The sequence below is a fragment of the Flavobacterium sp. HTF genome, from assembly GCF_003105115.1.
GTDB lineage: Bacteria > Bacteroidota > Bacteroidia > Flavobacteriales > Flavobacteriaceae > Flavobacterium.
Genome location: NZ_QETH01000044.1, coordinates 1 through 12525, shown reverse-complemented (window position 1 = coordinate 12525; position 12525 = coordinate 1). Strand labels below are relative to the sequence as shown.

Below are 12525 nucleotides of genomic sequence, written 5' to 3'. Positions count from 1 at the left end.
TTAAGTGGTCTGATCTCTTTTTTCGTTTAAATCCTGTTCAATGATTTGTAATTTTTCTTCAGATAAGGGATAAAACAAAATAAAGGCGACTGATATAATTGCTGCAATTGCAGGAAGTATGCTTAACATTAACTGAATTCCGTTTTGGGTTACTGCGGTTTGTTCTACATTGGCTTTAAAACCATAATAGGCCAAAAGCCATCCCGTTCCCGCGCCGCCAATTGTCCATCCGAATTTTTGTGACATTGATGAGGCAGAGAAAACCAATCCTGTAGCCCTACGTCCCTGTTTCCATTCTGAATAATCGGCGCTGTCAGCATACATCGACCAGATTAAAGGAAAAATACATCCGGCACAAATGCTGATTAAAACCTGAAAACTCATGATCAGGAATACATCTTCTTTTCCGAAGAAATAAAAAATCAAACTGAAAAGTGCGGCTAAAGCCATGGCACCAAAAAAAGTATTTTTTTTACCTACTCGGTTAGCAATCGGAGTTGCCATAATAACCCCGATGATATTGGCAGCCTGACCCAAAACCAGATAAATAGATGTTGGTGTCATGTGAAAATCTGTTCCGAATAAGGAAAAATCAAAGTTTATATTACTGCTTAGATAATATTTAAAATAATAAACAGCTGCTCCGTCACGAATGGAATTAAATACCAAAGTGCCAATTCCGGCTCCGAGCAGAATCCACCATGGTTTATTTTTAAGCAGATCTTTTAAGTCTTCTTTTAAATTATTCTTTTCATCAACAATTGGTTTAATTCTTTCTTTGGTGAAGAAAAAGCAACCCCAGAAAAAAGCAGTTGTAATTACTCCAAATACAGAAATTGTTGCCAGCCAGCCCGATTTTGAGTTCAGGCTTCCGCCGAAGTAATTTACTAAAGGTTCTATTAGCCAAAGTGCCAGAAGGCTTCCTCCAAAAGCAAAAACCATTCGGTAAGATGAAAGTGTTGTTCTTTCTTTTCGGTCAGATGACATGACACCCAAAAGTGATGCATAAGGAACATTGATCAATGAATAAATCATCATCATAGCCGAATAGGTAACATACGCGTAAATGATTTTTCCTTTTTCGTCAAAATCAGGAGTGTAAAAAGTCAAAACCCCTATTACCGCAAAAGGAACAGCAACCCATAAAAGATAGGGCCTGAATTTTCCCCATTTGCTTTTGGTTCTGTCTGCAATGATCCCTACAATCGGGTCAAAACAGGAATCCCAGATTCTGGTAATCAAAAACATGGTTCCGACTACAGCCGGGGCCAATCCGAACACGTCGGTATAGAAAAATAAAAGATACATGCTGAAAATTTTCCAGAACATGGATGATGCAGCATCTCCAAGACCGTAACCTATTTTTTCTTTTAAACTAATTTTGTCGTGCATTCGGTTTGGTTTTAAGGTTTGAGTTAGTTTGGGCAATTATTTGGATGTTTTTTGAATATCTTTTTCGAATAAAGTTTTGTCGAGATGATAAAAATCAACAAAATCTTTCTCGCTTATTTGTCCCGGATAGGGCGCGTAATAATGCATTTTTTGTTCTTTTTCCTGCCAGCCGTGGTTTCTCCATAAAAGGACATAAGAGATTTTATAATCTCCAATAGCTTTTGTTAGGGTTCCTGTCCACCATTTCGCATCCGGAATTGCTTCATATCCGGCTTCTGCAAGGGCAATTGGCTTATTTTGTTCCAGACCGATTTTGTTAATTATTTTAAACTGATTCTGAACTTCGGCAATGAATTTTTTACCTTCTTTGTCCTCATTATTCTGATAAGAATCAAAGCTCAGGATATCTGCATAACCAGCACCAGGGTAGTTGGCCAGAAAATCTTCTTCTGTTTTGAAGCTACTAGTATTGTAAACATATATTAAATTATGAACGCCTTTTTTTTGCAGGTAATCAAAGGTAAATTTCCATAAAGTTTTAAATTCTTCAGGGGTGCAATTTCCTTTTCCCCACCAAAACCAGCCTCCTGTAAGTTCATGATAGGGTCTGAAAAGAATCGGAATGTTTTTTCCTTTTTTATCTTTTAATGATAAAAAGAAATCAGCCGCTTTGTCCAGCCACAAAGTAAATTTTTGATGATTTTCTCCTCCTGGCAAAACTGTTTTTAATGAATTTGGCGTATTGTCCCAGGCATTTTTCCCTGTTGCCGGATTGTCAAAATGCCAGCTTACAGTCGAGATTCCGCCTCTTTCATTGGCTTCTTTAATGTATTGTTTCATTTTAGCAAAAGGAACTCCGTCAATATTATTAACGTCATCTTTTTCTAATCCTGCAATATCCCATCCATAAACGGCAGGATAGTCTCCGGTAACCTCTTTTACATCGCTTCTGCCATTTTCATATTTCCAGTTAACGCCATAAGCAAGATCATCCTGATGCCCAAAAAGAAACCCTTTTTGAGTTAATTGGTTCAGTTTTTTATAAAGAGATATAGTTTCAGGTGTCGCTTTTTTATCTGAAAGTGACAAATTAGTATTACTGACATTATTTTTACAAGAGCAGGAAACTCCAATAAATACAGTAGTTATAAGGATAAATATATTTTTATTCATTACAAAATAAGTTTGTTTTCAGTCCGATAGCTTCAAATCGACATATTTACATGCTGTAAATATTAATCAGTTTTTCAATCATCGATTCATTATGGTTTCTTTGATAAAATTATTAAAACTTTAAAAAGTTATTCTATTAAAAATGATTAATGTTTATTATTAATACTGTTTTTAAAAAAATGATAATTCTATTTTTCAAAGATAAACGGATGTTTCTCGTCTAATTAATATTATTTTATCAATTATATATCATATTATTGCAAATAAAAAACGCAATATTACTTTTAAAAAACAGATTTGAGATGAGTAGTACTAAAAATTTTTACAGAGAAATTGCGCCGCTTTCGGCAGGAGACAGCTTTTTGGTTTTTGACAGAGTGAAAGATAGTTTTGATTTTCCTGTTCATTATCATCCGGAATTTGAGATCAATTTTATCTTAAACGGAAAAGGAGTAAAGCGTGTTGTTGGCGATAATATTGAAGAAATTGATAATGTAGAATTGGTTTTGATCGGACCTAATTTATATCACGGCTGGGAATTAAATAAATGTACAAGTAAAAAAATTCATGAAATTACAATTCAGTTTCATAATGATTTATTTCACGAATCTTTATTGTCGAGACGTATCATGAATCCGATTCGGGATATGTTTAACCGTTCGATACACGGGATTTTATTTTCGAAAAAAGTCGCCGAAGAATTGACTCCAAGATTGGTAAAGCTTTCTAAATTAGATGGTATGGACTATTTTTTGGAAATTACGTCTTTATTGTATGACTTGGCAAATTCAAGAAACCAGCGATTGCTTTCTACTTATACGGTAGATTATGATACGTTTGATGATTATGATAAAATGAAATTGGTGTATGAATATGTACAAAAACATTTTGCAGAAAAGATCACTCTCGAAGATGTTGCGAATGTTGCCAGTATGTCTATAATTTCATTCAACCGGTTTATCAAAAAACGTACGGGGAAAACTTTTGTCAATTATATAAATGATATTAGGATAGGATATGCGGCCCGTTGGCTGGTTGAAAAAGATATGAGTGTTTCTGAAGTTGCTTTTAAATCCGGTTTTAATAATATTGCAAACTTCAATCGTAGTTTTAAAGCTACTAAAAATTGTACACCTAGTCAGTATAGGGAAGATTTTTCCGGATTAAAGCGTATTTTATAATGATACTTTTTTTACACAAACAAATATTATTTTTAACGAAATCGTTTGCTTTTTTTGAGATTCGTTAATTTTAATTTATAAAACCACTTTGATTTACTATCGCTTATTGCGAATAATACAATTTTAATGCGTTTTTATTTTTATATATGTTTTTTTATATGCGTATAGTAAAAATATTATCATTAAATGATATAATACTATCGATTTGATGTTTTGTTCTGTTATAGATTTGTTAAATAATTTAGAAATAAAATGATGCCCCTTTTTTATTACTTAATTATAGATTAAACGAATTTAAACTAACCAAACATTTATTATGAAAAAACTAATGACTAATCTCATTCATTGGAACGCTGGCCACAGAGCGGTACCTTTGATTTTATTCTTGTTACTGACGAGTAATTACATTTCGGCTCAGGTAAAAATATCAGGAATAGTATCTGACGATAAAGGAATGACCATTCCTGGTGCAAACATTACTGTTGTCGGATCTAAAGCAACTGTTTCAACAGATTTTGATGGAAAATATACTATTGATGCTCCGTCAAACGGAACGTTACTTTTTTCTTTTATTGGATTTGATTCTCAAAAAGTTGCTATTGGAGGAAGGACAAAAATAAATGTCTCTTTAAAATCAAGTTCGGAAGATCTAAAAGAGGTAGTTGTAATTGGTTACGGTACTCAAAAGAGAAAAGATGTAAACGGTGCTATTTCATCTGTACAGGCCAAAGATCTGGAGAACCTAAAACAGGTTTCTGTAGATCAGATGCTGCAGGGAAAAGCCGCAGGGGTTTCTGTAACAAATAACTCAGGGCAGCCCGGAGGAGCAGCTTCAGTGAGGGTTCGTGGTACTACTTCTATTACCGGAACCAATGAGCCTTTGTATATTATTGATGGTGTGCCAATTTCCGGTGATGCTACAGGAAAATCGACCAGTGGCCAGACTTTGGCAGGTAAAGACGGGTTTTCATCTTCGGGAGGAAGTGGTAATAATGCGATGAGTCCGTTATCTATGATAAATCCGAGTGATATCGAATCTATGGATATTTTGAAGGATGCTTCTGCAACAGCTATTTATGGCTCAAGAGGTGCCAATGGAGTTATTATCATTACGACTAAATCCGGAAAAAAAGGAAGCGGAAAGATTGCTTATGAAAACTATACTTCTTTTAGTTCAGTTGCCAATAAACTGGATGTTCTGGATTTACAGCAATATGCAACTTTAAAAACACAACTGGCCAATATTTGGGGTTTTCAAACCCGTCAGGAATTTTCTCATCCTGAATTATTAGGGCCGGGAACCAATTGGCAGGATGAGGTTTACAGAACTGCGATTTCTCAAAATCACCAATTGTCATTTTCGGGAGCAAAAGACGGAACAAGTTATTATTTGTCGGGAAGTTATCTGGATAATCAGGGAACAATCATCAACTCTGGTTTAAAAAGATATACTGTCAGGCTGAACCTTGATTCAAAAATAAAATCATGGATACGAGTAGGAGGTAATCTTACAGGAGGTATTACAAATGAAGATATTACAGTGAATCAGAGTTATTCTGGTTTAATATCAAATACCTTATTACAAGCCCCGGATATTCCTGTTCGTAACTTAGACGGTTCATTTGCAGGGCCGCCAACTTCTGAGCAAAGTGTAACATATTATAATCCTGTTGCTGAAGCCTTAACAAGAGAAAATAAGTTGGTCAGAAAAAATTTCTTAGGGAATATTTATACGGAGATCGATTTGTTTAAAGGTTTAAAATACCGTCTTGAAATTGCTGCCAATACAGAATTCTCAGAAAATGACGATTTCAGACCATCTTATGCATGGGGAAGCCAGGTAAATTTATTGGCCGATCTTGATGTGAGAAGACAGAACTGGTATTCAACAAACATCAAAAATTTATTGACATACGACAAAACTTTCGGAAAACATAAATTCACAATCCTGGCAGGTCAGGAAGCGAATGATTCGCACTGGGAAGGTTTAGTTGCTTCTGCACAAGGATTTAAGACAAATTCTATCCATACAATTAATTTGGCAGATGTTGATAATAATACGATAACCCAATATAAAGGAAGTGCTTCACTTTCGTCTCTTTTTGCTCGTATTATTTATGATTTTAATGATAAATATAGTATTACGACTTCTGTCAGACAGGACGTTTCATCAAAATTTGACCCGACAACAGATAATCAAAAAGGTGTTTTTAATGCCATTTCAGGTTCATGGAAATTATCCAGTGAGTCATTTATGGAGGGTACCCGTAAATATGTAGATAATATCAAGTTTAGAATAGGTTATGGTGAAACCGGAAACCAGCAAATTCCGAATAACAGCTATTCTGCGATGTTAAGAGCGCAAAATTCAGGATTGGGAAGCGGATTTTTACCTTCAAATTATCCAAATCCGGGATTGGTTTGGGAATCTCTTAATCAGACAAACTTCGGTATTGATTTTACATTATTCAATAATAAACTTTCTGCAAGTTTTGATATTTATGATAAAAAATCAGAAGGTTTCTTGTTTAAGGTGCCGTTGCCATTGTATTTAACAGGAGATAATACACCTGATGGAAATGGTCAGTACGGTGGTATTGGTGCTCCTTACTCTAATCTGGGCACAATGAGCAATAAAGGATATGATATTACTATAGGGTATGATATGAGATCGCCAAATAATTTTAATTGGAGCTCTTCTTTGGTAATTTCTCATTATAAAAATAATCTGGATGAAATTGCCAACGGTATTATTCTGACTCAGGAAGTTAATACAAACGGATATCAGCCAGTAGTAGTTACCAATACAACAATTGGCAACCCAATCGGATTATTTTACGGTTATAAAACTGACGGATTATTTAAAGATCAGGCAACTCTTAACAGCGCGCCACTTCAGTTTGGACAGCCAGTTGGAACAGCGGCAGGAGAAACTTCTTTGGGAGATGTAAAATATGTAGATGTTAATGGTGACAATAAAATAGATGCAAGCGATAAAACTTTTATTGGTAATCCACATCCAAAATTCACTTACGGATTCACTAATAATTTCAAATATAAGAATGTTGACTGTTCTGTTTTTCTTCAGGGATCTTACGGAAATGACATTATGAACTTAACAAGAAGAGGTGGTACAACAAATACTTCATTATATGACAATCAATTAGTGGAAGCTATGGATTATTATTCGCCAACGAATACTGGAAGTAGCAATCCGAGACCTATAGCAGATGCATCAAACACCAATTTACTGATCTCTGATCGTTATGTTGAGGACGGATCTTATCTGAGAATTCAGAATGTTACAATCGGATATTCATTACCGGTAGATGTAATTTCTAAATATAAATTATCAAGATTAAGATTGTACGCATCTGCACAAAACCTATATACGTTTACTGATTATTCAGGTTATGATCCGGAGATTGGTTCATTCAATCAGAATGTGCTTTTATCAGGAATTGATAACGGTAGATATCCTATCGCCAGAACATTTTCAGTTGGACTTAACGTAGAATTTTAAAAATAAAATAAAATGAAAAAGAAATCTTTTTTAAATAGATATAGTTTGCTGCTTTTAGCTGCAGCATTTCTGACCTTTGGTTCATGTCAGGATGATTTTACAGACAGGCCTTCTGAAGACGGAATTAGTCTTGATTCTTACTACAGCACAAACGATCAGGTAGCATCTGCAACAAACGGAATGTACAGCAGAACCTGGTTTCAGATGTATAATAAATTTTGGTGGGCGCTTGAAGTAGGTTCAGGAAACATGTATTCGGGCTCCTCAGATGTTAGTGGGTTAAGAACTTTTGCATTGAACGGAAGTGATCCTGAATTAGTAAATGGCTGGGCTGCATTATGGGCCAATGTTCAGCAGTCAAATATGATTATCAATTTTCTCGCTGCCAGAGTTGGTCCGGGTGTTGATCAGAATGTTTTAAATAATACAATTGGGGAGGCTTATTTTATGAGAGCCACTGCTTATTTTGATTTAGTAAGATTATGGGGTCCTGTGCCAATTATCGAAAATCCTCTTGATTACACGAGTAATCCTTATATCAACACCAATCCTGTTGATGATGTTTACAAATTAATCGTTATGGATTATTCAAAAGCCATTGAATTATTGGCAGATAAAAACAGGGGAACTAATTATGCGAACAATGGACACGTTTCTAAAGGTTCGGCAAGAGCATTATTAGCAAAAGTATACTTGTACCAAAAAGATTATCCCAAAGCCAGAGCCATGGCAGAAGCGGTAATTAACAGCGGTGAATTTAAACTTTTGGGTGGAGATCAGTTACCGTCAAAAAGCTTTGCAGATTTGTTTACTTATGGAAACAATAATAACGAAGAATCAATTTTTGCACTTCAGTGGAAAGGAGACGGAGCTTACGGATCAGCAAATAACTGTAACACGCAGTTTGGTTTTCAGGATGGAACATTATCTACCTCAAATGCATCTTATGCGGGAGTTTTTGGTCCAAGCCAGGAAGTTATACTTTCATTATACGGTGCAGGTGACCTTAGAAAACATGAAACGGTAATGGTTGCAGGCGACACTTATCCGACATTAAAAACAACTCAGGGAACAGGCTTAACAGTTCCGGCAGGTAAAGACCTGGCTCAGGGATCCGGAGGAGGAATTAAAAAATATTGTATTGGTGTCGTAAACGGAAATGTAACCGGTCCGATAGATGGCTGGGCAATGATGGACAATAATACGTATGTAATGCGCTATGCAGAATTATTGCTGATTCATGCCGAAGCTGTTTTGGCAGGAGGAGCAAGTACTTCTGATGGTTCAGCCTTAAACTCCATTAATGCTGTGAGAAAAAGAGCCGGTTTAGCGAATCTGGCTTCGGTAACTTTTGATGATATTTTCTTAGAAAGAAGAAAAGAATTATGTTTTGAAGGAGATTACTGGTTTGATTTAGGACGTATCGATAAAGCTAAAGCGATAGCTATTATGTCTGCACAAAACAGAGGTGACAGATATGCAGAACGTCATTATACACCGGTATATAGTGAAGATCATGCTACAAATGATTTCTATATGGATTATCCGGACAATGAGGTGGCTAAAAACCCTAAGTTATTACAGGCACCGGTTCCTTATACTTTTAAATAATTATTAAAATTTGACTATTATGAAAAATATAAAAATAAAATACTTATTGCCTTTTTTTGCAATAGCTGCTTTAGCTTTGGGTATCTTCTCTTCATGTGACAGTGATAGTGACGGTTCTTCCGGATCATCAGGAACTTTAAGTATTACAAGTGTAGTAAAAGCAGAACCTGGAGATTTGGTTCCTGTTACGCAAGGTGATCCTAAAAACTATTATATTATTAGAGGTACCGGACTTGCTTTCGTTCAAAAAATCTATTTCAATGATTTTGATACCTATTTCAATCCTGTATTGGTTACAGATACAGAAATATTTGTACTTATAGACGAGAAAACACCTTATGCCAATTCTAGTAATAAGTTAAAAGTGGTGACTAAAAACGGTACGATTCTTTATGATTTTATAACTAAACCTCCAACACCAAGATTTGATAGTTTCAATTCGATCAATGCTGCCGAAGGTGAAGTTGTAACTGTTTATGGAGATTATTTCCTGAATCCTTTGGTAAAAGTAGGAACAGTAGATGTACCTGTTATTTCTTCTACCTTAACACAGCTAAAATTCAAAATGCCGGCAAATGCAACAGATAAATATGTGACTGTGACTAATATTTCAGGTTCAACAGTTTCTGCAGAAGCAATTGGTTCAGCTCTTTATGATGACGCACTTCAGGGAGATGCAGGACATTGGATGTGGAATGGTGCTGATAGTTTTGATACCAGTTTTAAAGATGATAAAGTTCAGGGAGAAGCGGCTATTAAATTTGTTTTTGGAGGATGGAATGGTGCTGATATGAAATTTAATTCCAGAAATGTTTCAAAATACAAAGCATTTAGAGTGAAGGTTAAGAGCGTTTCTACCAATACGGCAGCAAGTGTAATATTTGTTTTCGGAGGATGGGCTTATCAAATTAAAAAGACAATTACAGACAAATGGACAACAATCGAAATTCCGTTTTCTGATATCGGAAATCCGACTACTTTTGATCAGTTAACATTACAGGAGTCAGGTAGTTTTGGAGGAAATACAATTCTTATGGATGACATGGGATTTGTATTGAAATAAAAAACATTTATTTATTTTGAGTTTGTTTTAAATATTCCCTAATTGCGCAATTAGGGAATATTTTTTTAATAATTAATCTGAATTAAAAGTGAAAAAAATAATCTTAGTAATAACCTTAAGCTTATCAGTTTTGGGTTTCGGTCAGGGAAATACACATACGCAGCAAGCAGGTAAATTTGAAGGTTTGGCAATGACACCGCCAATGGGATGGAATTCATGGAATACATTTGCAACCAATATCGACGAAAAATTAGTTAAAGAAACGGCAGACATTATGGTCTCATCAGGATTGGCCGCTGCAGGTTATAATTATATTGTACTTGATGATGGCTGGATGACAAAAGAACGCGACTCAAATGGTGATTTGGTAGCAGATCCTGTTAAATTTCCAAACGGCATGAAAGCTTTAATTGATTATGTACACGGAAAAGGACTAAAATTTGGCTTATACAATTGTGCGGGTACGCAAACCTGTGCAGGATATCCTGGAACGCGTGGTTATGAATATCAGGACGCCCGTTTTTATGCTAAACTGGGAATTGATTTCTTAAAGTATGATTGGTGTAATACAAAAGGGATAACTGCTCCCGAAGCTTATACCACCATGAGCAATGCGTTAAAAACCGCCGGAAGACCTATCGTTTTCAGTCTTTGCGAATGGGGAGACAATCAGCCGTGGGAGTGGGGAAAACCGGTTGGGAATCTATGGAGGATTTCAGGCGATATATATCCTTGTTTTGACTGCGAGTTCAAACATCCTGAAAACTGGTCGTCATGGGGATTTATGAAAATCGCCGAAATGCGAAAAGATATCCGTAAATATTCAGGACCGGATCACTGGAATGATTTTGATATGATGGAAGTCGGAAACGAAATGAATGATACTGAAGATAAATCTCATTTTGCTATGTGGTGTATGTTATCGTCGCCGTTATTTACAGGAAATGATTATAGAAAAATGTCTAAAGAAACCTTAGCAATCCTGACAAATAAGGAAATGATTGCGGTTAATCAGGATAAATTAGGGATTCAGGGATTTAAATACTCGGCAGAAGACGGATTAGAAGTTTGGGTAAAACCCCTTTCTGATAATAATTGGGCTGTAACGTTTTTGAACAGAAGCGATGTTGCGAAAAAAATCAATTTTGACTGGAAAAAACATTCATTTAAAGATGTAGATTTTGGTTATGAAGCCGATTTTTCAAAAACAGTTTTTAAACTGAAAGATTTGTGGAAAAACAAAGAAACTGGGAATACAAAGAAAAACTTTGTGGCCGATCTGGCTTCACATGATTCCGTTACGCTGAGATTAATTCCATAAAATTATTTATATGAAATCAAAAACTAAACTTTTTGTTATTGTTTTATTATCAGTATTTGGAGTTACAAATGCTCAGTTTGTAAAACAACATGGGCAACTTAGTGTTCAGGGAACTCAACTGACAGACAAAAACAACAATCCGGTCGTGTTGCGCGGAATGAGTTTTGGATGGCATAGCATGTGGCCAAGATTTTATAATGAAAAAGCGGTAGGCTGGTTAAAAAAAGACTTTAACTGCAATGTTGTTCGTGCTGCAATGGGAATTGAACTTGGAGAAAAGGCATATATTAAGGACTCTCTGTTTTCTAAACAAAAAATTGAAGCTGTTATAAAAGGAGCCATAAAGTCTGATATCTATGTTATTGTAGACTGGCACAGTCATAATGTCAACTTAAATGAAGCAAAAGCCTTTTTTGCTGAGGTTTCAAAAAAATACTCAAAATATCCTAATATAATATATGAGGTATTTAATGAGCCTGATTATGAAACCTGGCCGGAAGTGAAGGCTTATGCCGAAGAAATAATCAAAGTTATCCGGAACAATGATCCAAAAAATATTATTCTGGTAGGGAGCCCTCATTGGGATCAGGATGTAAATCTTCCTGCCTCAGATCCTATAAAGGGATATAATAATATAATGTATACCATGCATTTTTATGCTGCGACGCATGGCAAAGAATTAAGGGACAGGACAGACGAGGCAATAAAAAGCGGGCTTCCGATATTTGTTTCAGAATCGGCTGGTATGGAAGCAACTGGTGATGGACCTTTAAATATCAAAGCCTGGGAAGAATATATCGATTGGATGGAATCCAGAAAAATAAGCTGGATTACCTGGTCAGTTTCAGATAAAGATGAAACGTGTTCTATATTAAGGAAGACGGCAAAATCTGAAGGAAAATGGAAAGATGAGGATTTAAAAGAATCGGGAATTAAAGTCCGGGAATATTTAAGAAGATACAATAGTAAGAAATAGCAATTGATTTAGTTGTAAAGCCTGTTCAAATGAACAGGCTTTTTTTTGCATAGTGGTGAATATTTTTTGTTCTTTTTTTTAGTAAATGTATTCATCGTAATGCTATTTACTATAGGCGTTTTTGTAATTTATTTTTGTAAGAATTTAATAACGTATTTGTTTTTTGTTTTTTACTTTGCAAATCATGCGTTTTTGTTGTTTTGTTTTTTAAAAATTAAATAATACCCTATTTTTATATGGGGTGTTGTGCTTTTGTGTTTAATTTTTTATTTATTTTAGGTTGAA

At 35.2% G+C, this 12525-nt stretch carries 8 protein-coding genes; 6 read left to right on the top strand and 2 right to left on the bottom strand.

From position 1 onward, the window contains the following. Positions 1–1392: an MFS transporter gene (locus DCO46_RS13795; protein WP_116753099.1), complete on the bottom strand. Its 1392-nt coding sequence runs from the start codon at positions 1390–1392 to the stop codon at positions 1–3. Between the two features lie 36 nt (positions 1393–1428). Further along, positions 1429–2565 (bottom strand): glycoside hydrolase family 26 protein, encoded by a 1137-nt coding sequence (locus tag DCO46_RS13790; RefSeq protein ID WP_116753098.1) that lies wholly within the window; start codon positions 2563–2565, stop codon positions 1429–1431. 302 nt (positions 2566–2867) lie between these two features. On the opposite strand from DCO46_RS13790, the gene DCO46_RS13785 reads away from it, so the two are divergent. The 6 genes from DCO46_RS13785 to DCO46_RS13760 all read left to right on the top strand — a co-directional run bounded on the left by DCO46_RS13785 (position 2868) and on the right by DCO46_RS13760 (position 12240). After that, complete coding sequence (locus DCO46_RS13785; RefSeq protein WP_116753097.1) at positions 2868–3746, top strand: AraC family transcriptional regulator; 879 nt, start codon at positions 2868–2870, stop codon at positions 3744–3746. A 316-nt stretch (positions 3747–4062) separates the two neighbouring features. Beyond that, positions 4063–7269 (top strand): SusC/RagA family TonB-linked outer membrane protein, encoded by a 3207-nt coding sequence (locus tag DCO46_RS13780; protein WP_116753096.1) that lies wholly within the window; start codon positions 4063–4065, stop codon positions 7267–7269. Positions 7270–7281: 12 nt separating this feature from the next. Beyond that, entirely contained in the window at positions 7282–8880 is a 1599-nt protein-coding gene (locus DCO46_RS13775) for a RagB/SusD family nutrient uptake outer membrane protein (protein WP_116753095.1), read from the top strand. A gap of 19 nt (positions 8881–8899) precedes the next feature. Then, positions 8900–9943 (top strand): IPT/TIG domain-containing protein, encoded by a 1044-nt coding sequence (locus tag DCO46_RS13770; RefSeq protein ID WP_116753094.1) that lies wholly within the window; start codon positions 8900–8902, stop codon positions 9941–9943. 88 nt (positions 9944–10031) lie between these two features. Next, entirely contained in the window at positions 10032–11264 is a 1233-nt protein-coding gene (locus DCO46_RS13765) for a glycoside hydrolase family 27 protein (protein ID WP_116753093.1), read from the top strand. Between the two features lie 10 nt (positions 11265–11274). Next, the gene (locus DCO46_RS13760; protein WP_116753092.1) at positions 11275–12240 is read left to right on the top strand and encodes a glycoside hydrolase family 5 protein; all 966 of its coding nucleotides are present in this window, start codon (positions 11275–11277) and stop codon (positions 12238–12240) included. Positions 12241–12525 lie beyond the last annotated feature (285 nt).

Bases quoted from the DNA above. Each gene is read 5' to 3' on its own strand.
- DCO46_RS13795 (WP_116753099.1), bottom strand. From the start codon at position 1,392: ATGCACGACAAAATTAGTTTAAAAGAAAAAATAGGTTACGGTCTTGGA.
- DCO46_RS13790 (WP_116753098.1), bottom strand. From the start codon at position 2,565: ATGAATAAAAATATATTTATCCTTATAACTACTGTATTTATTGGAGTT.
- DCO46_RS13785 (WP_116753097.1), top strand. From the start codon at position 2,868: ATGAGTAGTACTAAAAATTTTTACAGAGAAATTGCGCCGCTTTCGGCA.
- DCO46_RS13780 (WP_116753096.1), top strand. From the start codon at position 4,063: ATGAAAAAACTAATGACTAATCTCATTCATTGGAACGCTGGCCACAGA.
- DCO46_RS13775 (WP_116753095.1), top strand. From the start codon at position 7,282: ATGAAAAAGAAATCTTTTTTAAATAGATATAGTTTGCTGCTTTTAGCT.
- DCO46_RS13770 (WP_116753094.1), top strand. From the start codon at position 8,900: ATGAAAAATATAAAAATAAAATACTTATTGCCTTTTTTTGCAATAGCT.
- DCO46_RS13760 (WP_116753092.1), top strand. From the start codon at position 11,275: ATGAAATCAAAAACTAAACTTTTTGTTATTGTTTTATTATCAGTATTT.